21 protein-coding genes and 3 other RNA genes are annotated in these 21990 nt (G+C 54.7%); 14 read left to right on the top strand and 10 right to left on the bottom strand.

All coding sequences use genetic code 11. From position 1 onward, the window contains the following. Positions 1-9 precede the first annotated feature (9 nt). Genes JW499_RS06040 through JW499_RS06025 form a run of 4 tightly spaced genes read left to right on the top strand, consistent with a single transcriptional unit; the run spans position 10 to position 4640 of the window. Positions 10-645 (top strand): paraquat-inducible protein A, encoded by a 636-nt coding sequence (locus tag JW499_RS06040; protein WP_205209750.1) that lies wholly within the window; start codon positions 10-12, stop codon positions 643-645. Continuing rightward, positions 638-1303 (top strand): paraquat-inducible protein A, encoded by a 666-nt coding sequence (locus tag JW499_RS06035; protein WP_205209749.1) that lies wholly within the window; start codon positions 638-640, stop codon positions 1301-1303. The genes JW499_RS06040 and JW499_RS06035 overlap by 8 nt, the downstream gene beginning before the upstream one ends. Beyond that, entirely contained in the window at positions 1300-3942 is a 2643-nt protein-coding gene (locus tag JW499_RS06030) for a PqiB family protein (protein WP_205209748.1), read from the top strand. The genes JW499_RS06035 and JW499_RS06030 overlap by 4 nt, the downstream gene beginning before the upstream one ends. Next, a complete protein-coding gene (locus tag JW499_RS06025) occupies positions 3939-4640 on the top strand; it encodes a hypothetical protein (RefSeq protein WP_332874413.1) in 702 nt (233 codons plus the stop codon). The genes JW499_RS06030 and JW499_RS06025 overlap by 4 nt, the downstream gene beginning before the upstream one ends. Before the next feature lie 48 nt (positions 4641-4688). On the opposite strand, the gene JW499_RS06020 is transcribed toward JW499_RS06025, so the two are convergent. Genes JW499_RS06020 through JW499_RS06010 form a run of 3 tightly spaced genes read right to left on the bottom strand, consistent with a single transcriptional unit; the run spans position 4689 to position 7221 of the window. Continuing rightward, on the bottom strand, positions 4689-5336 hold the full coding sequence (locus JW499_RS06020) for a DUF2959 domain-containing protein (protein WP_205209747.1): 648 nt from the start codon (positions 5334-5336) through the stop codon (positions 4689-4691). Between the two features lie 20 nt (positions 5337-5356). Further along, on the bottom strand, positions 5357-6355 hold the full coding sequence (locus JW499_RS06015; protein ID WP_205209746.1) for a hypothetical protein: 999 nt from the start codon (positions 6353-6355) through the stop codon (positions 5357-5359). Continuing rightward, positions 6355-7221, bottom strand: a complete 867-nt coding sequence (locus tag JW499_RS06010; protein WP_205209745.1) for an alpha/beta fold hydrolase — start codon at positions 7219-7221, stop codon at positions 6355-6357. Before JW499_RS06010 ends, JW499_RS06015 begins: the two co-directional genes overlap by 1 nt. Before the next feature lie 150 nt (positions 7222-7371). Between JW499_RS06010 and JW499_RS06005 the strand changes: the two genes are divergently transcribed. Next, complete coding sequence (locus JW499_RS06005) at positions 7372-8697, top strand: efflux RND transporter periplasmic adaptor subunit (RefSeq protein ID WP_205209744.1); 1326 nt, start codon at positions 7372-7374, stop codon at positions 8695-8697. Between the two features lie 3 nt (positions 8698-8700). Then, positions 8701-11847, top strand: coding sequence for an efflux RND transporter permease subunit (locus JW499_RS06000; RefSeq protein ID WP_205209743.1), 3147 nt, complete (start codon positions 8701-8703; stop codon positions 11845-11847). 68 nt (positions 11848-11915) lie between these two features. Here the strand turns inward: JW499_RS06000 and JW499_RS05995 are convergent, their stop codons facing one another. Then, a complete protein-coding gene (locus JW499_RS05995) occupies positions 11916-12269 on the bottom strand; it encodes a PilZ domain-containing protein (protein WP_205209742.1) in 354 nt (117 codons plus the stop codon). A gap of 178 nt (positions 12270-12447) precedes the next feature. Here JW499_RS05995 and dapC point away from each other — a divergent pair, with 178 nt between their 5' ends. From dapC to JW499_RS05960, 7 genes are all read left to right on the top strand, one after another. Further along, entirely contained in the window at positions 12448-13665 is a 1218-nt protein-coding gene (gene dapC / locus JW499_RS05990; RefSeq protein WP_205209741.1) for a succinyldiaminopimelate transaminase, read from the top strand. 10 nt (positions 13666-13675) lie between these two features. Then, complete coding sequence (locus tag JW499_RS05985) at positions 13676-14020, top strand: ArsC family reductase (RefSeq protein ID WP_205209740.1); 345 nt, start codon at positions 13676-13678, stop codon at positions 14018-14020. A 30-nt stretch (positions 14021-14050) separates the two neighbouring features. Then, positions 14051-15082 (top strand): 2,3,4,5-tetrahydropyridine-2,6-dicarboxylate N-succinyltransferase, encoded by a 1032-nt coding sequence (gene dapD, locus JW499_RS05980; RefSeq protein WP_205209739.1) that lies wholly within the window; start codon positions 14051-14053, stop codon positions 15080-15082. 93 nt (positions 15083-15175) lie between these two features. Beyond that, positions 15176-16315, top strand: coding sequence for a succinyl-diaminopimelate desuccinylase (gene dapE, locus JW499_RS05975; RefSeq protein ID WP_205209738.1), 1140 nt, complete (start codon positions 15176-15178; stop codon positions 16313-16315). A gap of 5 nt (positions 16316-16320) precedes the next feature. Further along, positions 16321-17157 carry a putative RNA methyltransferase gene (locus JW499_RS05970; RefSeq protein WP_205209737.1) on the top strand — a complete coding sequence of 279 codons (837 nt, stop codon included), beginning with the start codon at positions 16321-16323 and terminating at the stop codon, positions 17155-17157. Positions 17158-17160: 3 nt separating this feature from the next. Further along, positions 17161-17475, top strand: a complete 315-nt coding sequence (locus tag JW499_RS05965) for a hypothetical protein (protein WP_205209736.1) — start codon at positions 17161-17163, stop codon at positions 17473-17475. Next, positions 17468-17854, top strand: a complete 387-nt coding sequence (locus tag JW499_RS05960; protein ID WP_205209735.1) for a hypothetical protein — start codon at positions 17468-17470, stop codon at positions 17852-17854. Before JW499_RS05965 ends, JW499_RS05960 begins: the two co-directional genes overlap by 8 nt. A 54-nt stretch (positions 17855-17908) precedes the next feature. Here the strand turns inward: JW499_RS05960 and JW499_RS05955 are convergent, their stop codons facing one another. Then, a complete protein-coding gene (locus tag JW499_RS05955; protein WP_205209734.1) occupies positions 17909-18343 on the bottom strand; it encodes a hypothetical protein in 435 nt (144 codons plus the stop codon). Positions 18344-18427: 84 nt separating this feature from the next. Further along, positions 18428-19354 carry a LysR family transcriptional regulator gene (locus JW499_RS05950; protein WP_205209733.1) on the bottom strand — a complete coding sequence of 309 codons (927 nt, stop codon included), beginning with the start codon at positions 19352-19354 and terminating at the stop codon, positions 18428-18430. Positions 19355-19468: 114 nt separating this feature from the next. On the opposite strand from JW499_RS05950, the gene JW499_RS05945 reads away from it, so the two are divergent. Beyond that, on the top strand, positions 19469-20455 hold the full coding sequence (locus JW499_RS05945) for a YeiH family protein (RefSeq protein ID WP_205209732.1): 987 nt from the start codon (positions 19469-19471) through the stop codon (positions 20453-20455). Between the two features lie 37 nt (positions 20456-20492). Here the strand turns inward: JW499_RS05945 and greB are convergent, their stop codons facing one another. The 4 genes from greB to JW499_RS05925 form a co-directional block, all read right to left on the bottom strand. After that, positions 20493-20969: a transcription elongation factor GreB gene (gene greB / locus JW499_RS05940; RefSeq protein ID WP_091361083.1), complete on the bottom strand. Its 477-nt coding sequence runs from the start codon at positions 20967-20969 to the stop codon at positions 20493-20495. A 463-nt stretch (positions 20970-21432) separates the two neighbouring features. Further along, positions 21433-21565, bottom strand: a non-coding RNA gene (locus tag JW499_RS05935) — RtT sRNA. A 51-nt stretch (positions 21566-21616) separates the two neighbouring features. Continuing rightward, positions 21617-21737, bottom strand: a non-coding RNA gene (locus JW499_RS05930) — RtT sRNA. A gap of 41 nt (positions 21738-21778) precedes the next feature. Next, positions 21779-21892, bottom strand: a non-coding RNA gene (locus JW499_RS05925) — RtT sRNA. Positions 21893-21990: the final 98 nt, after the last annotated feature.

Raw genomic sequence — 21990 nt, 5'->3', positions numbered from 1 at the left:
TAACCCCCTATGCATGGCACACCTGAACAACTGATCGCATGCCACGAATGTGATCTGCTGCTAGAGCGGGTCGCGAGTCAGCCCGGCGAGGATGTTATCTGTCCCCGTTGTCATGCCCGTTTATATTACACCACCAACAACTGCATTGAACGCCTGCTGGCGCTGTCCGTTGCTGGCCTGATTCTGTTTATTCCCGCCAACCTGTTCCCTATTCTCAGCCTGCAGGTATTTGGCCAGAGCCAGAGCGAAATTATTCTCCAGAGTGCGATGTCCCTTTACGAAGGCGGCCTGCCACTGGTGGCCCTGCTGATTTTGCTGTTCGCGGTGGTGGTGCCCCTGTTCCAGTTAATCGCCCTGTTCTACATCAGTTTCACTCTGCACTACCGATGGCAGGGACGACTGTTACGGCAGGCGATGCACAGCTATCAGCATCTGCGGGGCTGGGGGATGCTGGAGATCTTCCTGCTAGGAGTGCTGATATCCATCATCAAACTGAAAGATATCGCAGATCTGGATATCGGCCTGGGGCTTTACAGCCTCGGCGCACTGATTCTGGTGATCACCCTCAGCAGTATTTTTTTTAACCCCCACCAGATCTGGCATGAGATCCATCAGCACCGCCAGCAGGACGATACCGATGGCTGAGCATCTGCCCCAGTACCATTCCGCCCGTGAGCGTGGTTATCTGCTGTGCACCGATTGTGAAAAACTGCACAGTATCAGCCTGGAGGGGGGGCACTGTGATCGCTGCGGAGCCCGGTTGCACAGTCGTATTCCTAACTCATTGAGCCTTAGCTGGGCCAGCCTGCTGGCCGCCGTATTGCTGTTCCTGCCCGCCAACCTGTTACCCATCATGACCTTCAAATCCTTCGGCCAGGGCGAGCCAAACACCATTCTCGGCGGTATACTCCATCTGCTGGAACAGGATATGCTGCTGATCGGTCTGGTGGTGTTGATCGCCAGCATTGTGGTGCCGGTATTGAAGATTATTGCCATGACGATTTTACTCTGCACGGTTCAGTTTCGTTTGCAGACCAACCTGCGACAGAAAACCATTATGTTTCGTATCGTCGAGTGGATAGGCCGCTGGTCAATGCTGGATATTTTTGTTATCGGTATACTGGTCGCGCTGGTGCAACTGGGCAACATTGCCCATATTGAAGGTAACGATGGCGCCACCGCCTTTGCCGTCGTTGTGCTGCTAACGATGTTTTCTGCACTCAGCTTCGATACACGGCTGATTTGGGATAACAGGAAGCCGGACCTGCCCTCCGGTGTGAGCGATAAAAAGGATGAACAATGAGCACCCCTCAAGCGGATAATGCGCCTGTAACGCCATCAATAAAGCGCCACCGTGGCCCCTCTGTGGTCTGGCTGCTGCCCTTCCTGGCTGCCATTATCGCCGGCTGGCTGGTAGTAAAAAACTATCAGGACGCCGGTATTATGATTGAGGTACAGTTTGAAACGGCTGAAGGTCTTGAGGCCGGTGTTACCAAAGTGATGTACCGGGGGCTGCCAACCGGTAAAATTAAAAGCCTGAAACTGAATGAAGACCTGAAAAGCGTTACCGCGATCATCGAGATGGAGAAGGAGGCAGCGGAGATCCTGGTCGATGGCACCCGTTTCTGGCTGGTCAAGCCGCAGATCTCGCTGAGTGGTGTAAAAGGCCTGGACACGCTGCTGTCCGGCTACTATATCGAGTTGCAACCGGGTCAGGGGAATGAGCGTTTCCGCTTTGTCGCCGATAATGAACCCGCTCCCCCGCTCAAGGACCGCCAGGGGCTCTACCTGTCATTATTAGCCGATTCCGCTCAGTCGATACAGCGGGGCGCGAAGGTCTATTACCGCCAGATAGAGGTCGGCGAGGTGATCAATTTCGGTCTCACCGACAATGCCGAACAGATCCGCATCGAACTGTTTATCGAGCCGCCATATAGTCATCTGATCACCGATAACACCCGTTTCTGGAACGCCAGTGGTATCAGTCTCAAAGCCAACCTGTCACGGGTAGACCTGCGCTTCGGTTCCCTGGCAGCCATTATCGCCGGAGGGATCAGTTTCTATACGCCACCGGATGACACATCGGTGCTGACGCCGGCTCATGAGTTCCATTTGTTTGCCGATTTTGAAGCGGCAGAGGATGGTATTGTGGTCAATGTCCAGTTTCCGGCGCGCACCAGCGTACATGAGGGCACCCGGGTTATCAGCGAGGGGATTCAGATTGGCCGGGTGCAGCGTCTGCAGCTGAGCGAAGACCTGCAAACCCTCAATGCCCGGCTACTGATCGATCCCAGAGCCAGACCGCTGTTACGCTCCGGCAGTCAGTTCTGGCTGCCGAAACCCAAGCTGTCACTCACCCGGTTGCAAAACATTGGCGACCTGATTCAGGGGTCCGCCATCATCCTGCAACCGGGCACCGGTGAAGCGCAGTTTAGCTTCACCGCCCTGAATACGCCGCCTGCCCACCGGCCCGCGATCTCCGGCCTCAATATCCGCCTGGAAAGTGACCGGCTGGGGTCCCTCGATTATGGCTCTCCGGTGTTGTACCGTCAGATTCCGGTGGGTGAAGTGAGCGGCTATGAGCTCAATCCCGATGGTACCAAAGTGCAGATCTATGCCACCATCAAAGAGCAGTACGCTGATCTGGTTAAGCACAACAGTCGGTTCTGGGAAGAAAGCGGCATCCACCTGAAAGCGGATGTTGATGGTGTTGAGTTCGAAACTGGCTCGCTGAGCAGTGTGATCAATGGCGGCATCGGATTTTTTACCCCCGATACCAAAGATCAGCAAAGCGTCGCTCAGGAGCATTCGTTTCATCTGTTCCGCAACTTTGACAATGCCAGTCAACAGGGACGGCTGCTGTATAAAGAGAATGCGGATAAGCTGGCGATTCGGGTGCAGGCCGATACACTCGGCTCGCTCACCAGCGGAGCACCTGTGCTGTACAAACAACTCCCTGTCGGCACTATCAGTTACTACGCGCTGGCAGATGATGACAGCGTCATTATTCACCTGTTGATCGATAAACCCTACCGCCACCTGGTCACCGACCAGAGCCGTTTCTGGAATGCCAGTGGCGTGGATGCCAGCCTCAGCCGCAGCGGCGTAAAAATACACAGTGAATCGATGCAGACGCTGCTGCGGGGCGGAATCGCCTTTGACAATCTCAGCGACCATGGCAAAGCCGCCACCCACCGCCAGCTGTTTAAGCTTTATAACAAACGCAGTAAAGCGCTGCAAAAAGGCCCCGATATCACCGTGACCTTCCCAGCAGGCCCCAACATTACTGTTGGCGCGAATGTCTACTTCAAAGGCCTGATGATGGGCCGGGTCGAACAGGTCCGGCTGCTCGATAGTCAGGGCAGCGCTGAAACGAAGATCGCTCTCACCGAAGAGGGAGCGCTGCTGGCCCGCCAGGGTTCCCGCTTCTGGATCGCCGCCGCACGGATCAACCTGTCCGGCGTGGATTACCCGGAAACCCTGATTGCCGGAAACCATATCGAGGCGCTACCAGGCAGCGGCGAACGGCAACTTAGCTTCACCGGTTTGCCGGAGAGCCCGGCGGAGCGCAACCTGCCGGGCCTGAACATTGTGCTGCAAACGGAACAACTCGGCGCCATCGATATCAATAGCAATATCTACTATCGGGGTATGCCGGTCGGTTATGTCTCCGGCTATGAACTGAGCGATGACGGCCACCGGGTGAAGCTCTTCGTAAATATTAAAAGCCGCTACAGTAAGCTGGTCACCCGGGCCAGCAAATTCTGGAATATCGGCGGCATTGATGCTGAGTTTGGTATTTTTAAGGGATTAAAAGTGGAAACCACTAATCTGGAAAGCTTTGTTCAGGGCGGAATCGCCTTCAGTACACCGGAGGATAATGCTCAGCCGGTCAGCTCCGGCCACCAGTTTGAACTGTTTGAAGAGGAGCCGGACACGTGAGACTTCACTCACTGCTACAGGCCTGCCTGATCTGTTCGCTACTGCTACAAGGCGGCTGTGCAAGCAACTCTGCCAGCCACTTCAAACTCAGTAATCTGGCGAAAAGTGATATCGACAGTGTCACCGACATGCATATCAAAGAGATTCACAGACTCTGCCGTGAGCTGACGATAAAGTTGTATAAACGTAATCCCCGGGAGCTGGCCAAAGCACCACCGGGCACCACGGTGAAAAAGCGCTTAGGGCAGATTTTCAGCAATCAGCGTATTCAGGGGTTTCCCGAGCTCGGAGGCATTAAAGGTACAAGCGCAATTACCCTGAGTTTCAGTGAGGAGTACCGGGGCGACCGGGTCTTTGCGCTGATGGCCGGACTCAGTAGCATGCTGTTTGCCGCCTACAACTATCAGGATGAATTTTTCCTGCTTGACGAAATTGATCAACAGAAGCTGTACAACAGTGCCCGGAACCTGGAGACAGTTGCCTGGCAACTGAACAACCGCAGAAACAGCGCGGGGGAACGCTATATTCTCAGTAATGGGGTTTCTGAGAATGGTATCCGCAATCTCAGTTATGAGCGTCTGTTTGGTAAGCTGATCAGCCTGCAGGATATGATGGCGCTGCTGATTGCAGACACCACCAACCGTAATATTACCCGGGTGGTGCAGAGTGCCGCGTCAATGACCTTTCTGCCTATCTGAGGGGTGTATAAAGCGCACAGCATCCCTTTCACGCACCGACAACGGCGGTTATTGCTGCATCTCTCGGATGAACTGATCTGATGCCTTAATGGAGCGTTGCATCTCGGCCAGCAAGCGGTCGATATCCCGTTTAATGCCACCAAACTCCCCTTTCAGCGAGCCAATCGCCCGGGCATTGAGGTTATGCTTGAGGAACAGGGTGTTGTCTTTCAGGGCGGCCAACACCGGCTGCATCTTGGCTTCCGCACGTTTAAGACTGGTATGCAATGCGTTATAACGGGATTTGGTCTCTTTCAGGGTCTGGGCACTCTGGTTGCGCAGTTTGGTATTGGTGTACTGATCCAGCTCCCCCTGCCACTCATCAAACAGCGCTTCGGCAACATCCTCTACCTGACGGATATTATCACTGACCGACTCCGCCGCCGCTTCACTATCATCATAGGCAGACTGCATATCGTTATACACCGATTCCAGTTCACCCCCTTCAAAGTTCACCACGGTACGGAACTGCTCCAGTGCAGCGACAAACTCCGCCTGAGCATCATCCTGAGCCGCCCGGGTATCTTCAACCCGGTCCACCAGAATATCCCGTTTATGAATCCCCACTTTCTCCATCGCCGAATAATAGGCGCTCTGGCAGCCACTCAGTACGAGCGGTGGCAGAAGCAACACACAGGCCAGCACAATACGTTTCATCTGATTCCCTTAACGCTGTTTTACAACGGTTTGTTGATGCGGATATTACCGATTTTATGGTTCTGATTCAGCTCCAGACAAACATCGGCCCGGCCCGGCATCTCTTCCAGCATATTGCGGGTGAGTCGTTCATAGTGCTGAATAAAGCGCCGGATCTCCCGCTCGTTCATAATCCGCAGGTGTTGTGTGGGTTGCTGAGTATCGTAAAAATAGCGCACTCTTTCCGCCAGTTTTTTCTCCTGCTGCGAGCGCCACTCAAACACCGACTCCATGCTCGGCACTTTCAGCATAATCAGCACATCGATCATACCGAACAGCTCTTTGTAGCTGCTCTCCAGCTGCTGATTAACATAGCCCCGCCAGAACCCCAGCGGATCTTCACTGCGCTCCAGATCGTTAACCGATTCGGCCAACTGGCTCTGCGACTGGGCGGAGGCACCGACACACCAGCCCTCCAGCACGATAACATCGGCTTCCCCCTGCCACTCCTGCCATAATGCAGTTGGGCAGCGGTCATCTATCGACTTATCGAAGACCGGAATTTTGACGTTGCGGCCGTCATCGCCAAACTCACCCTTCAACCCGCGAATCAGTTCGATACCCAGTTCAACATCGTGGGTGCCGGGCACGCCGCGGGTTTTAAGTAATGGATGTACCGCATGGGCAAGTGCTTCGCGGTCCTCCCGGGTCTTATAGAGATCATCGATCGACAGACCCACCACTTTCAGATCGAAGCCCTCTTCAAGAATCACCTCGAGCAGATTGAACAGGGTGGATTTACCGGCCCCCTGGGCGCCATTGATACCCACCACCAGCGGTCCCTGCTGCTGATTTTTGCGCGCCACCAGCCAGGCGCCCAGCGGCACATAGATCGATTCCAGCAGTTCAACCAGACCGATATCGACCTTAAGTGATTCCAGCGTCAGGGCGAACGCTTTTTCAACCCGACGCACAGCCTGCTCCCGGGCCTCCGCTGTCAGGCACAGCTGGTCCGATGGCCAGCTACAAAGTGAACTCATTATGTTGCTCCCTGATGTTTAATCCGGTTGTCTCGTAACCACTGCTGTATCGCGTTTATCTGTTCACTTTCCATCAGTGATGGCGCATGGGTCATCCCCTTAATCCGGTACAGATGAAGATCAGGACGCAGCTGCTGCATCCGTGTCACGGTCTTGGCGGTCAACACATCCGACTGATCGCCCCAGATCAGCATCTGAGGACAGTTTACCTGACGCCAGATGGGCTCCAGATCGATATCCTGGTCCTCTATCTCGCGGCTCTGCTCTGCAATCCTGGGATCGTAGTGCAGCCCGTACTGATTTTCTGCCAGCGTCCGGTGACCATAGCGAACCAGATGCTGCCACTGCCGGTCACTCAGCCCCCGGTAAGCGGTATAGGTGGTGCGCATATACTGTTCCAGCTCTGCCAGCGAGCTGAAACGGTGATCACCCAGATACTGAGAAATCCGTTGTAGTGCGGCTTTGCCAATAAAACATCCCACATCATTCAACACCAGCGAACGGATCGGCGAATCAGGCAGTGCCGCCAGACAGGTACCGATTATGCCCCCCATTGAGGTGCCAATCCAGTCAACCTGGTCGACATCCAGCCGGGCCAGCAAGGTCGTTATATCGCTCATGTAACGGGGGATATCATAATTGATTCCCGGTGCCAGCCAGTCGCTTTCCCCGCGCCCTGGCATATCCGGGCACACCACCCGGTAGTCCCGTGCTAACGCCCGGGCCAGCTCATCGAAATCACGGCTGTTACGCGCCAGTCCATGGACACACACCAGCACCCGGTCATTATCAGCACTGCCCCATTCGTGATACACCACCCGGTGAAACCCCTGAGGGTTGAGCGCCATTACTGATCGGGTTCGCATAACTCTCTCCTGTCATCTGAAACGCAGCCAATAACGTAAAGCTAACATCTGGTAAAGAATTGTAAAGAGCCACACAAACCTGCTTACTGACCAGAACAGATGTATTATGATTTGCTAATCTAACAACCACGGCTTACAGATGGACGGGTAATGGCTGAACAGCAGACACAATCGTTTTACCAAAAACACAAGCACTGGCTATTGTCTGTGCTGATTCTGCTGGGTGCTGTGGCGATATTTCTGACGCTGATACTCACCAGACCAACCGCCCCCTCCCGCCCGGCCAAAGAGAAGGTCTGGACGGTCAGGGTTATCGAGGCGCAACCCGCACGCTACTCACCCCAGCTGTCACTCTATGGCCGGATAGAATCGCCCTCCAGCAGCACCCTTTCCTCATCGATTAACGCCTATGTGGAACAACGCCTTACGGCCGAGGGGGACGCAGTCGATGCGGGGCAGTTACTGATTCAGCTTGATAACCGCGATGCATCATTACTGCTGTCGCAGAAACAGGCCGAGGTTGACCGGATTGAAGCGCTGATTGACGCAGAAAAGGTGCGTTACCAGGCCAACCTGAAAGCACTGAAAATAGAGCAGGAACTGGTCTCGCTTACTCAGCGCACCCTGGAACGCTATCAGGACCTCAGCAGCCGCAGCCTGGCAAGCCAGAACCAGTTGGATGATGCCCGCAGAACCAAGCAGCAGCAGGCGCTGTCGCTTAACAGCCGTCAACAGTCAATCGATGACTACCCTAATCAGCTGGCCCAGCTGGAGGCCCAGTTGAAGCAGGCAACCGCACAGCGAGACAGTGCCGCCCTCGACCTGGAACGCAGCCAGATTACCGCCCCCTTCAGCGGCCGCGTCGCTGAGGTTAACATCGCCGCCGGCGAGCGGGTTCGCAGCGGAGACCCGCTGCTGACACTGTATGCCACTGACACCCTTGAAGTGCGTTCGCAGGTTCCCAGTCGCTATCTGCCGCAGTTACACCAACAGCTGAAACATGGCAAACAGATTATCGCCACAGCCACCCTCGATGGTCAGCCCCTTAAACTGACTCTGGCGCGTTTTGCCGCCGCAGTCGAGAGCGGCAGTGCCGGGGTAGACGCGCTGTTCCGCATCGATTCCGGGGATTATCGTGGCGAGCCGGGGCGCTCTCTGTCGCTGAGACTGACCATGCCTGAGCAGGATAACCTGCTGGCACTGCCGCCGCAGGCGATCTTTGGCACCGACCGGATCTACACCGTCAAAGACCATCGCCTGCAGGGCGTCACCATTGAACGGGTAGGTGATCTTCGCGACAGTCAGGGCGAGTCAAAAGTGCTGGTGCGCAGCGCGACGATCCAGCCCGGCGAACCGATACTGGCCACCCAGCTTCCCAATGCGATGACCGGACTGCTGGTTGAGGTTGCAGGCAGTCAGGCTGCGGCTGAGCCAACGCCTGATACCAAACCCGCATCAGCCACCGGGACGGAGTAAGTTATGCCGACCAGCCAGGGGCCACTGAAAAGCCTGATCACTCTGTTTACCGAACACCGGGTGGCCGCCAACCTGTTGATGATGCTGATGATACTGGCGGGCGTCTGGGGATTAAAAAAGCTCAATACCCAGTTTTTTCCCACTTTCGAGCTGGATATTATCACCATAGCGGTGCCCTGGAGTGGTGCGGCCGCAGAAGATGTGGAAAGCTCGATCATTCTTCCCATAGAGCGGGAGCTGAAATCGGTTAACGGTATCGATGCAATCTACTCAACCGCCACGCAGGGGTCTGCCTCCATCCGCCTGGAGCTGGAGGAAAACAGTGATGTCGCTTATATTCTTGATGAGATAAAACAGAAGGTCGATGGCATCACCAACCTGCCGTCGGATGCGGAAAAACCGATCGTACAGCGGGTGATCCGCTATGATGATATCGCCCGGATACTGATCACCAGCGACAAAGCGTCCGCACAGGAACTACGGATTCTGGCACGTCAGTATGAACGGGAACTGCTACAGCGGGGTATCCGTAAAATCGATTTTGTCGGTTTACCAGAAGAGGAGATCGCCATTCAGATCCCCTCCAGCCGCCTGCATGAACTGGGGCTGAGTCTCAGCGATGTCGCCCAGATTATCAATCAGCGCAGCGTCGATCTGCCTGCGGGAACCGCTGCACAAGGGGATGGTTCCCGTCAGATCCGCAGTCTCAGTCAGCAGCGCGATGTTGAAGGCTTTAGTCAGCTACCCCTGATTACCGCCAAAGATGGCCGGTTGTTGCGTTTGGGGGATATCGCCACCCTTGACTGGCGCAACCGGGACAATCAGACCTATCTTACCTATCGCGGCCAACCGGCAATCCAGCTACTGCTGCGACGCACAGAGCATGAAGATACCCTGAAAGCCGCCAAAATAATGCGCGACTGGCTCAGTGAGCGGCAACCCACACTGCCGCCGGATATCCAGCTCATCGCCTTTGATGAAGGCTATGAAGCGATCCAGGACCGCATTAACCTGCTGATCAAAAACGGCGTGGGCGGCCTGATTCTGGTGATCGCCACCCTCTTTCTGTTTCTCAATGCCCGGGTGGCCTTCTGGGTGACGGTAGGGATTCCCGTCTCCTTTATGGCCACGCTGGCGGTCCTCTATGGTATCGGTGGCAGTATCAATATGATCAGCCTGTTCGGTATGATCATGGCACTGGGTATTATTGTTGATGATGCCATTGTGGTCGGTGAAGACACCCTGACCCATCTGCAGATGGGTGAGCCGGGACTCAAGGCAGCCATCGGCGGAGCCCACCGGATGCTGGCACCGGTCATGGCCTCGTCACTCACCACCATCGCCGCGTTTCTGCCGCTGCTGTTAATTGGCGGCATTATCGGCAATATCCTCATCGATATTCCCACGGTGGTTATCTGTGTCATCATGGCGTCGGTGGTGGAGTGCTTCCTGATTCTGCCCGGTCACCTGCACCACAGCCTGCATAAAGCGGCCGATCTGCACCCCTCAAAAACCCGCATCAGACTCGATGCAGCATTCAATAATTTTAAGAACGGCCGGTTTCGCAGCTGGGTTGAAAACGCCATCCGTTTTCGCTGGGTGACGGTCACAATCGCCCTGGCGGCGTTTATTATTGCCATCGGGCTGGTGGGCAGTGGACGGATAAAGTTCACCTTCTTCCCGGCGGTTGAGATGGAAACCCTGAACGCCAACATTCAGTTCACGTCGGGCAGTAGTCCTGATCAGGTGGATAAGTTCCTGCAACACCTGGATCAGACGCTGCGCCAGACCGAGGAAGAGCTGGGCGGCAATCTGATTAAGATGGCACTGCAGATCCACCGTAAAACCAATAGCAGCCGCACCAGTCAGGGGTCCAGTCAGGGCGATGAATTTGGTGCGCTCTATGTACAATTGACCTCAATCGACAGCCGGGAGATCACCAACGGGGAGATCATTAAAAAGTGGCGCAGTAAGATCATACTGCCCGCCGGCATTGAAAAATTCACCATCGACCTGAATCGTTCCGGCCCACCCGGTAAATCGCTTGAAGTTAAACTGGTCGGTTCCGATGTTGAACAGCTGAAGCGTGCCTCGCTGGCGGTTCAGGACACACTGAGTCAGTACAACGGCGTCAGCAACGTCGATGATGACCTGCCCTTTGGTAAGTCTCAGCTGATCTACCAACTGACACCGGCAGGCAAGACCGCCGGACTGACTCTCAACTCGGTTGGCCGTCAGCTACGCTCCTCTTTTGATGGCCAGCTGGTACAGATATTCAACCGGGGAGAGGATGAGGTCGAGGTCAGAGTGGTACTGCCAGACAGCGAAAGGGATCGTTTCAGCGCTCTGGAAAACCTGCCGATTCTGCTTCCCAATGGCGAGACTGCGCCGCTGGCCAATGTGGTGCAGTTTACCGACAAGCAGGGACTTGACCGGCTACAGCGGGTCGACGGTCAGTTGGCGATTAAGGTGACCACCGATCTTGATGAAGCGGTCGCCAATGCCAATGAAATTATCGCTGACCTGAACGCCGGCAAACTGCAGCAGATCACCTCGGAATATGGCGTTCAGGCCAGTTTTGAAGGGCGCAACAAAAACCAGCGGGAAACCCTGGCGGATATGAAGATGGGGCTGTTAATAGCACTGTTGCTGATCTTTATTATTCTCAGCTGGGTGTTCTCATCCTACAGCTGGCCTCTGGCAGTGATGCTGGCGATCCCCCTGGGACTGACCGGAGCCATCGCCGGACACCTGCTAACGGGGCAGAACCTGACCATACTGTCACTGTTTGGCTGCTTTGGCCTTTCTGGCATCGTCATTAATGATTCCATCGTATTGATCACCTTTTTCCAGAAGTTGCGCAAAGAGGGGATGAGTGTGCACAATGCGATAGTGGAAGCGGCCTGTCAGCGTCTGCGGGCGGTGCTGCTGACCTCTCTCACCACCATTGCAGGCCTGACACCCATACTGTTTGAAACCTCGCTGCAGGCGCAGTTCCTGATTCCCATGGCCACCTCACTGGTATTCGGGCTGGCGTTTGGCACCATGCTGATTCTGCTGGTGGTACCAGCCCTGCTGGTGATGCTGGAGAATGGCAAAGAGTTGTTCAGATCGGCTATCCGCCGTGAAAAGGCGCCCCTGCAGTCCTGATAGCGATGCAAGGCAGAGAGCCCGGCGATCATCTCACCGGGCAGTGATTGCGTTACTGTTCTGGCAGATCAGACCACATGGCGGTCAACATAGCTGGCGATGATCTGCTCATCCTGCGGGTTCAGATCGACAAACTTCATACCAAATTCAAACCGGCTCTGAGACAATCGCCGGATATGGATTAACCGGCAAACTTCAGTCAGTTCACCGTCAGGCATGCTAAAACTGACCACATGCTCACTCACCCCTTTGGGATTAGCATTGTCGTTTTTTAACACCTGCACCAGCGCCTGGCTACCCTGAATGGCAACACCACCCAGACTGATATTGATAATCCGGGCACCGGTATTATCGCCAGGGATGCCCACCCGGACCTCAAAATCAGCGTCAACCCTAGGGTGTAATCGACTATCTGTAAGCACGCTTACCAACTCCCCCGTTTGTTCCTGTTTCTTAAGGTTATGTCGTAGACGGCAGAATGTCACTTATCTCATCGGCCATTACATATAAACGTCAATAGATGGTGGCTTTCATTGGCCTGTTGGCTTCCATCCGGTATAATTTCCGCTCTTTTGTCAGCGGCAATTACAAGGCATTTCAATGAATTCAGATCTGCAGAAGCTTCAGCCATACCCATTTGAAAAACTGGCTAAGCTGAAAGCCGGGGTAACCCCTCCCACCGAGCTTGAACATATCGCGCTCTCCATCGGCGAACCGAAGCACCCGTCTCCCGCTTTTGTGATCGATGAACTGAGCCAGAATCTGGACAAACTGGCCAACTATCCAACCACCGCCGGCACAATTGAACTACGTCAGACCATTGCGGACTGGGCCAGCCGGCGTTTTAAGTTGCAGCCTGGCAGCCTGACCGGTGCCGATAATGTACTGCCGGTGCTCGGCACCCGGGAAGCGATCTTCGCCTTCACCCAGTGTGCCATCAACCGGGTGCCTGCCACCGAGGCAACACCGCTGCTGTTATCGCCGAACCCGTTTTATCAGATCTACGAAGGCGCGGCCTATCTGTCCGGTGCCGAACCTTATTATCTGAGCTGTACCGCTGAGAACCACTTTGTGCCCGATTTTGATGCGGTGCCCGAAGCGGTCTGGCAACGCTGTCAGTTACTGTTCCTCTGCTCGCCAAGTAACCCCACCGGGGCAGTTACAGACGCCGCGACGCTGGCTAAACTGATTGCACTGTCTGACCAGTATGATTTTATTGTCGCCTCCGATGAGTGCTATTCAGAGATCTATTTCGATGAAGCCAATCCGCCGGTAGGTCTGCTGGAGGTCTGCGCCCAGCTGGGCCGTCACGACTATAAAAACTGTGTTGTGTTCCACAGCCTGTCGAAACGCTCTAACCTGCCGGGCCTGAGATCAGGATTTGTCGCGGGCGATGCCCGTCTGATTGCCCCGTTCACCAGCTACCGCACCTATCATGGCAGCGCTATGTCAATTCCGGTGCAGCTGGCCAGCATTGCGGCCTGGAACGATGAGACCCATGTGCTGGAAAACCGCGATAAGTATCGGGAGAAGTTTGCCGCAGTGCTGGAAATTCTTGAGCCAGTCATGGATGTCAGAATGCCCGATGCCGGTTTCTATCTCTGGGCCGCTACACCGATTCCTGACGACCAGTTTGCTCAGGGACTGTTTGCCCAGCAAAACCTGACGGTATTGCCAGGCAGCTATGTCTCCAGAGAGGACCAGACAGGCGAACTGCCGGGCGCGGGCTTTGTGCGGATGGCACTGGTCGCAACCCTGGAAGAGTGTGTCGAAGGCGCACAGCGGATTCGCCGCTACGTTGAATCACTGACAGCCTGAGGAGCAGAACATGACAACGCTATATGGTATTTCTAACTGCGATACGGTGAAGAAAGCACAGCGCTGGCTGACAAGCAACGGGGTGAATTTCAGTTTTCATGATTTCCGCAAAGACGGACTGACAGAAGCCCAGTTACAGGAATGGGTTGCCAGCCTCGGCTGGGAGGCGCTGTTAAATAAGCGCAGCACCAGTTGGCGTGCTCTGGATGACAGTATAAAAAACAGTATTGATGAAACCACAGCCATTCGCGAGATGCTGGCCACTCCGACGCTGATCAAGCGGCCGGTGCTGAACCTTGGCGACCGTATTCAGGTGGGTTTCAAAGAGAGTGACTACAACGCTCTGTTCAAATAAATTCTTAAAAGTTCTATGGAGTTACAAACAATGAGTACATTTGCATTCGGCCTGGGTATCGGCACAAAGTCATCAGAGGGCGAGTTACTGGAAGTTTATTTTAACAGCCCTCTGCTGAATCCATCCGCGCAACTGATCACTGCAGTTAAGGATATCGCAGGCTATAGCGGTGGTAATCAGGCAATTGAACTGACAGTTTCTCAACTGAGCGAACTGGAAGCGGCTTTTCTGGCAATCGATGCAGAGGATCAGGCGGAGATCGTTGAGATCTGTAAAGGTACTCAGCAACCGATGATTCTGACCATTCTGGAAACCGATGCTGACCCTGAGTCCACTGCGGAGGTTTACCTGAAACTGACCCTGCTGTCTCACCGTCTGGTGCAGCCTCACGGTCTGAACCTGAACGGCATGTTCGGCAAACTGCCTAACGTTGCCTGGACCAGCGAGGGTGCCATCTCCCTGGCGGACCTGCCTAAACGTCAGCTGGCTGCCCGCGCTCAGGGCCGGATTATCGATGTCCACTCGGTTGATAAGTTCCCGAAAATGGCAAACTACGTTATTCCTGCCGGCACCCGGATCGCAGCGACCTCCCGCGTCCGTCTGGGGGCTCACGTTGGCGAAGGCACCACAGTGATGCATGAAGGCTTTATTAACTTTAATGCCGGTACCCTGGGCGTGAGCATGGTCGAGGGTCGTATCTCAGCCGGAGTGGTGGTCGGTAACGGATCTGATCTCGGCGGCGGTTGCTCCACTATGGGAACCCTGTCCGGTGGCAACAATGTCGTGATCTCAGTGGGTGAAAACTGTCTGCTGGGTGCCAATGCGGGCCTGGGTCTGCCGCTGGGTGATCGCTGTACTATTGAAGCGGGTCTGTATATCACTGCCAGCTCCAAAGTGACACTGCTGGATGACCAGAACAACGAGGTCAGCACTGTGAAAGCCGCCGAACTGGCCGGTAAGCCGGATCTGCTGTTCCGCCGCAACTCTCAGACCGGTCGCGTCGAAGTGAAGACCAACAAGTCTGCAATCGAGCTGAACGAAGAGCTGCACGCGCACAACTAAGCCTGGCGTTCTCCGTCCAGTGTCAGGGTGCTGCTCACCGCAGCACCCCATTATCCACCCCTGCAACGGCCATCCGGCGTTAAGGTAACCTCCATGTCTCAACTCAGTGCCACCCTCGAACTTGCCAAACAACTGATCTCCCGTCGCTCCGTCACCCCCGAAGACGACGGTTGTCAGGAGCTGATGATCGAACGGCTGGAAGCGCTGGGCTTTCATATCGAACGCCTGCAGTTTGAAGAGGTGACAAACTTCTGGGCACGCCGGGGCAGCAAAGGGCCGCTGTTCTGTTTTGCCGGACACACCGATGTGGTACCCACCGGCCCGGAAGCCAACTGGGACCATCCACCGTTTGATCCGGTAATAGAGGACGGTTTTCTGTGTGGTCGTGGTGCCGCCGATATGAAGGGCAGCCTGGCGGCGTTTATTACCGCGCTGGAACGCTTTTTGGAGCATCACCCCGACCATGATGGCTCGATCGCCCTGCTGATCACCAGCGATGAGGAGGGGCCGTTTGTGAATGGCACCACCCGGGTAATCGATCACCTGGAAGCACGCAATGAAAAGATCACCTGGTGTATTGTTGGCGAACCCTCCAGCACCGTGAAGGTCGGCGATGTAATCAAAAATGGTCGCCGCGGCTCAATCAGCGGTGACCTGACCATACGCGGCGTGCAGGGCCACGTTGCCTACCCTCATCTGGTGGAAAATCCGATCCACCTGGCCGCTCCGGCACTGAACGACCTGGCGTCTGAAGTCTGGGATGAGGGGAATGAGTTTTTTCCGCCAACCAGCCTGCAGATCTCCAATATCCATGCCGGTACCGGTGCAACCAACGTGGTCCCGGGCCATATTGATGTGCAGTTTAACCTGCGTTTCTCCACCGAAGTCACCGCAGAGCAGATCAAAGAGCGGACCTATGCGATTCTCAACCGCTACGGCCTGAATTTTGATATCAACTGGACCCTTAGCGGTAACCCCTTTATTACCGACCGCGGTGATCTGGTAGACGCCTGTATCGATTCAATTAAAGCGGTTACCGGCCTGGAGACAGAGCTTTCCACTTCCGGCGGCACCTCTGATGGCCGTTTTATCGCCCCCACCGGCGCCCAGGTTGTCGAGCTGGGACCGATCAATGCGACTATCCATAAGGTCAACGAGCGGGTTAAGGCTGATGATCTGGACACCCTGTCATCGCTGTATGAAAACATTATGGCAAAACTGCTGATCCGGTAAGCGGAATGAACTTTGACCTGAACTGCCCCGTCTGCCTGCAACCGTTATCAGGCGATAGCAAGCACCTCGAATGCCCGGATCGCCACAGCTTCGATGCCGCCCGGCAGGGCTACTGGAATCTGTTGTTAGCCAATCAAAAACGCTCTAAGGACCCCGGCGACAATGCCGAAATGGTGCAGGCACGGCGCAACTTTCTTGCCCTGGGGCATTATCAGCAACTGGCTGACACTATCGCCAGCCGGTTGGCTGAGCGTGCCGCTGAGCATCAATCACCCCGCATTCTCGATATGGGCTGTGGTGAGGGTTATTACACCTGCCGGATGGAGCAGCAGCTGCAACAAAGCGGCGCCAATTATCAACTGGCCGGACTCGACATTTCAAAACACGCCGTCAAAGCAGCCTGCAGTCAGAGTAAAGGCATCACCTGGATGGTCGCCTCCGGCGCCCGGATGCCGGTAGCGGACCACTCTCTGGAACTGATCTCAGTGCTGTTCAGCCGGCTGATGTCGGATGAGTTTAGTCGCACGCTGAAATCAGGCGCGGAGCTGCTGATCGCCTACCCTGGCGAAGACCACCTGATCGAACTGCGCGAACTGATCTACGCCGAGGTGCGTCACTCAGGCTTTGATCCGGCAACGGTGCTCGGCGAACCGTTTGAGCATATCACCACTGAAGCGATCAGATATCGCTTCTCCCTGCCCGACCAGACCCAGATCAGCCAGTTACTGGCGATGACGCCCCACGGCTGGCGAATCAATCAGAGTGCCCGTGAACGGCTGGCTGCGCTGAGCCAGTTAGAACTGACTCTGGATGTCTGCCTGGCGCGTTTCCGGCGGATTTAAGCGATGCGCCGGGGCAACTTAAAACAACGCCTGCGCTTACGTCTTATCCGCCGTGCCGACAACGTCAAACAGAACCTGACCATTCTGTTGCTCGGCATCGGTCTCTTTATGATCGGCTTTATCGCCCTGGCGATTGCCCAGTTCCTGCTGGCACAAAGCCTGCCGCGGGAGATTCTCGCACTGGTCGGGCTTATTATCGCAATTTGCGGAGCAATAACCGCCGCCTTCGGCTATATTAGCCTGAGCATTCTGCGGATTTTCCGCTTTCTGCTAACCGACAGCCAACCCGACCTGAAATCTGACCAAAGCCATGACTGAAGACCAACGCCACCCCGATATTGAGATCTACATTAAAGACCGCTCTCTCGAACGTATAACCCAGTGGCTGGAGAGCCTCTGCGAATCGCTGCAGCGGGATTTTGAGCAGGGCCAGGTGCACCACTTCAACGCCAGAATTAATGGTTGCGAGATCCCGGTGATGATCCATGAAAAGGTCTCAGGCAAAGCCTGGAGCAGCATCTGGTTTAACTCCGACCAGACTCCCTGGATCAAAGATCTGGACTGTGCACAACAGGCTGCCCACGAACTGGAGACCGAAATACGCTGTATTGCCAGCAGCTGGACCTCAGGGGATGACCCGGATGAGTGGTGGCGGATCGAGGGGAATACGGTTGAAAAGATTCACTGGCGTACGTAATACTGCCAACGCTCAGTATAACGTGGTTGCAGCTCCAGCCAGCGACACGAGCCCTCAGGCCCGGGCGCTGAACTGCTGACCGGAACGGTCGATCTCATCCAGCATCAGGCGTCCCGCAGAAGCCAGCCCGATCCGGGCAAAGTCATCCGCCGCAGACACACTTCTGACCGGTGTATTCGCCTGCACCGAAAGATGACTGAGCAGGTAGGCGAAATCCCCCGCATGATGTTCACTGACCGCACTGTTAAGACGGCTTACCACCTCGGCGGTATGCAACGAGTCAGTATCAGGGTATTCCAGCGTCTCGGGTTCCGGCAGGCGAAACCCTTCGGACGCGGTCCGGCCCTTCTGCGTCTGATATTCGGTGGCAGTGATCAGACTTAACAGCATAGAGAACTGTGCGCCACGCCCCTCATTAACCGCATGGGTTAACGAAGAGGTGTAGCCCTCAATTCGCTGTTCTAACTGTTCAAGCCGTTCTATCTGCATCTGAAAACCACAATACCCGGGTTACTATCGCGTCAGTTATAGTTCGGCCTGAAGCGGTATTTCTTGAGTATTTTCTGACACTTATTATCGGCTTATCGGAGCAGACGATGCCACCGGATGGGTCTGAAGCGGCGCAGCCTCTGGCAGCTGCAGAAAGTGAAGGAATGCCTGAACCAACGGGTTGCTACAGGTGTCGCTGGTCACTACCACTGATAACTGCCGGGACAGCTGCAACGGCGTCTGTAACACCACCAGCTCGCCCCTGCGAAGCTCCTCAGCAACCGCCAGCCGTGACAGACAACCGATCCCCAAACCCGCCTTAACCGATTGTTTAATCGCCTCCTGGCGGTTAAGCGCCATCACCATAGTGACATTCCCATTCACCTGCTGCAGTGCCCGGTCAAAAACTTCGCGGGTACCTGACCCCTGCTCCCGCAGAATCCAGCGTTGCTGCAACATCTGTTCAACGCTCAGGTGACCTGCCCGCGCCAGCGGATGGGTTTGACTGCAGAACACCAGCAACTCATCGCTACGCCAGGGGATAATCTGCAGCTGCGGATGGGAAGCCGGCCCTTCGATCAGACCGATCTGTGCCTGCCCCTTCTCCAGCCCTGCGATCACCTGCCGGGTATTAGCGATCTGCAGATCGGGTTCAACCTGTGGGTACTGCCTGATAAAGTCTGCCATCAGTGGTGCAAACAGATAACTGGCGATAGTGACACTGGCCGCTACCCGGAATGAGCCACTGATCCCCCCGCCCTGAGGGGTATTAAGGCGTTCAACATTGATCAGAATATCCCGTACCCGGGGCAGAATATCCCGTCCCATCTCAGTTATCACCAGTTCACGACTGTTACGACTAAACAGGCGGTATCCCAGCGACACCTCAAGTTCTTTGAGCGCCTGACTGGCCGCGGACTGGCTCAGCGCCTGCTCATCAGCCGCCGCAGTCAGCCGCCCCAGACGCGCAGTTGCCTCGAATATTCTCAGTTGTCTCAGGGACAGGCTCATTGTTCGGTTTTTCTTATACCTAATGTTAGAAACATCCATTTTACTTAAGATTATTAAAATTGGAAGATAGTGCCTGTCACAGCCCTTGCACTAACAACCAATCTGAGCCCGACTATGCCACGATCTTTACTGCTTCCCATTATTGCCGCGCTGGCACTCGGACTGGCGCACCTGGAACCTGTCGCCAGTATCGGGCTCAGCGCGCTGCCGCTGGCCATTCTGATGGGCATGATCTGGGGGCATTTCGATCACCGCGTGCTCAGCTTCGCTGACAATCGTTTTACCCTGTTCTGTCAGCAGCGTTTATTGCGCACCGGCATTGTACTGTTTGGTTTTAGTCTGAGTCTGGAGCAGATACTCGCAGTTGGCTGGCAGGCACTGTTACTGGATGCGGTAACCATCCTCTCCATCTTCAGTGTCGGCACCTGGATCGGCATACGGTTTTTCAAACTGCATCGGGACGTTGCCATCCTCACCTCGGTTGGCAGTGCAATCTGCGGTGCGGCAGCGGTGCTGGCGACAGAATCGGTACTCAAGCCTAAACAGCAGCATGTCACAGTGGCGGTAGCCACCGTCGTCCTGTTCGGCACGCTGGCGATGTTCAGCTACCCGCTGATCTATCAGTTTGCCGGCATGAGTGAATCTGCATTTGGTATCTATATTGGCAGCACCGTGCATGAAGTCGCTCAGGCGGTGGCAGCGGGAGGATCGATCAGTGGCGAGGCATTACAGACTGCTGTGGTGGTGAAACTGATCCGGGTGATGCTGCTGGCCCCTTTTATTCTGTTGCTCAGCGCACACTTAAGCCCCACTACTGATGAAAAGGCTAAAGGCGGGACGATCATTATTCCCTGGTTTGTCTTTGGCTTTATCGCGGCAACCGCCGTTAACAGCCTGACGGCGATTCCTGAGCCTGCGCTACAGCTGATAAAGCTGAGCAGTCAGTTCAGTCTGGCGCTGGCAATGGCCGCACTGGGATTACAAACCCGCTGGGCCACCATCAAACAGGCGGGAGCGAAACCCCTGCTGCTGGCGCTGATACTGTTTCTCCTGCTGATTGTCGGCGGCTATTTTCTCAACCTGTTGCTGATCAGACTTTAATACAACCGCGCTACTGGCCCGAGCGCTGTCGGTACCGTCAGGATTGAATATACTCAATCTTATTAATATACCAGTACGCCTCACCGGCCGGCGTTCTGATCAGCACCTCGTCACCCACCTCTTTTTTCAACAGGCCTCTGGCCATTGGTGAATCGATAGAGATGTAGTCTTTGCGCTCAAAAATTTCATCATAGCCGACAATACGAAAACGTTTTATCTCACCGGCATCGTTCTCAATCTCAACCCAGGCACCGAAGAACACTTTGCCCTCCTGCTCCGGCGCATAATTGACAACCCCCAGTTCATCAATACATTTACGCAGGTAGCGGACCCGACGATCAATCTCCCGCAAGCGTTTTTTATTGTACTGATAGTCTGCATTCTCGCTGCGGTCCCCCAGACTGGCCGCCCAGGTAACCTTCTGAGTCACTTCCGGGCGCTCCTTACGCCAGAGAAAATCCAGCTCTTCCTTGAGCTTATCGTAGCCTTGCTGGGTAATTAATCTTGCTCTCATAGGTTTTTCCGCACCCTCACATCAATAACCTCTAACGCGTCACAGAATCATAAGCCAGACAGCTACATTGACTGACTGGCTCAACGATCAGAGATAAGGAGAGCATTTTTACCACAGAGGACTCTTAGAACACAGAGAAAAGAGTAATGAGGCATGAGGCAGGTCCGCATCATAATTATCGGATCCACAGATAAACAGTGAACGCACAAAATTCAGACGAGAAAAACCTTCTGATCTCCGATCAAGAGCAGCGGTTTACTTTAGAAGTCAGAGATCTTATTTAAGTCTCGTATGGATTACTGCGCCCTTTGGGCCATCGTCGCAGGCTCCGATGTTTTCTCGCCAAAAAGCGGCTCGAATCGAACCCTATTTCTTAAAAACAGGTTCTCATCCTATACGATCAACTTCATATTACTTTTCTACAGACGCAAAAAAACCGCAATTAAGCGGCTTAATTTAGAAGTGGTGGGTCGTATAGGATTACTGCGCCCTTCGGGCCATCGTCGCAGGCTCCGATGTTTTCCCGCCAAAAAACGGCTCGAATCGAACCCTATTTCTTAAAAACAGGTTCTCATCCTATACGATCAACTTCATATTACTTTTCTACAGACGCAAAAAAACCGCAATTAAGCGGCTTAATTTAGAAGTGGTGGGTCGTATAGGATTACTGCGCCCTTTGGGCCATCGTCGCAAGCTCCGATGTTTTCTCGCCAAAAAACGGCTCGAATCGAACCTATAGGTTCTCATCCTATATGTGCCACAAATTTCAGGCGTAAAAAAACCACCCTACGGTGGCTATTTAGTAGAAGTGGTGGGTCGTATAGGATTACCACGCCCTTCGGGCCGCCGTCGCAAGCTCCGGCGTTGTCTCGCTTCGCTCGGCTCGAACCTTAGGTTCTCATCCTATACGATCAACTTCATATTACTTTTCTACAGACGCAAAAAAACCGCAATTAAGCGGCTTAATTTAGAAGTGGTGGGTCGTATAGGATTACTGCGCCCTTTGGGCCATCGTCGCAAG

The organism is Amphritea pacifica, assembly GCF_016924145.1.
GTDB lineage: Bacteria > Pseudomonadota > Gammaproteobacteria > Pseudomonadales > Balneatricaceae > Amphritea > Amphritea pacifica.
The sequence above is the reverse complement of the archived record's forward strand: the minus strand, read 5'-3'. Positions and strand labels throughout refer to the sequence as shown.

Excerpts from the sequence above, each read along its gene's own strand:
- JW499_RS05945 (WP_205209732.1), top strand. The coding sequence starts at position 19,469 with ATGCCACGATCTTTACTGCTTCCCATTATTGCCGCGCTGGCACTCGGA.
- JW499_RS06000 (WP_205209743.1), top strand. The coding sequence starts at position 8,701 with ATGCCGACCAGCCAGGGGCCACTGAAAAGCCTGATCACTCTGTTTACC.
- JW499_RS05955 (WP_205209734.1), bottom strand. The coding sequence starts at position 18,343 with ATGCAGATAGAACGGCTTGAACAGTTAGAACAGCGAATTGAGGGCTAC.
- JW499_RS06020 (WP_205209747.1), bottom strand. The coding sequence starts at position 5,336 with ATGAAACGTATTGTGCTGGCCTGTGTGTTGCTTCTGCCACCGCTCGTA.
- JW499_RS06040 (WP_205209750.1), top strand. The coding sequence starts at position 10 with ATGCATGGCACACCTGAACAACTGATCGCATGCCACGAATGTGATCTG.
- JW499_RS05960 (WP_205209735.1), top strand. The coding sequence starts at position 17,468 with ATGACTGAAGACCAACGCCACCCCGATATTGAGATCTACATTAAAGAC.
- JW499_RS05950 (WP_205209733.1), bottom strand. The coding sequence starts at position 19,354 with ATGAGCCTGTCCCTGAGACAACTGAGAATATTCGAGGCAACTGCGCGT.
- dapE (WP_205209738.1), top strand. The coding sequence starts at position 15,176 with ATGTCTCAACTCAGTGCCACCCTCGAACTTGCCAAACAACTGATCTCC.
- dapD (WP_205209739.1), top strand. The coding sequence starts at position 14,051 with ATGAGTACATTTGCATTCGGCCTGGGTATCGGCACAAAGTCATCAGAG.
- JW499_RS06005 (WP_205209744.1), top strand. The coding sequence starts at position 7,372 with ATGGCTGAACAGCAGACACAATCGTTTTACCAAAAACACAAGCACTGG.
- JW499_RS06010 (WP_205209745.1), bottom strand. The coding sequence starts at position 7,221 with ATGCGAACCCGATCAGTAATGGCGCTCAACCCTCAGGGGTTTCACCGG.
- JW499_RS05985 (WP_205209740.1), top strand. The coding sequence starts at position 13,676 with ATGACAACGCTATATGGTATTTCTAACTGCGATACGGTGAAGAAAGCA.
- JW499_RS06015 (WP_205209746.1), bottom strand. The coding sequence starts at position 6,355 with ATGAGTTCACTTTGTAGCTGGCCATCGGACCAGCTGTGCCTGACAGCG.
- JW499_RS05965 (WP_205209736.1), top strand. The coding sequence starts at position 17,161 with ATGCGCCGGGGCAACTTAAAACAACGCCTGCGCTTACGTCTTATCCGC.
- JW499_RS06030 (WP_205209748.1), top strand. The coding sequence starts at position 1,300 with ATGAGCACCCCTCAAGCGGATAATGCGCCTGTAACGCCATCAATAAAG.
- greB (WP_091361083.1), bottom strand. The coding sequence starts at position 20,969 with ATGAGAGCAAGATTAATTACCCAGCAAGGCTACGATAAGCTCAAGGAA.
- JW499_RS06035 (WP_205209749.1), top strand. The coding sequence starts at position 638 with ATGGCTGAGCATCTGCCCCAGTACCATTCCGCCCGTGAGCGTGGTTAT.
- dapC (WP_205209741.1), top strand. The coding sequence starts at position 12,448 with ATGAATTCAGATCTGCAGAAGCTTCAGCCATACCCATTTGAAAAACTG.
- JW499_RS05970 (WP_205209737.1), top strand. The coding sequence starts at position 16,321 with ATGAACTTTGACCTGAACTGCCCCGTCTGCCTGCAACCGTTATCAGGC.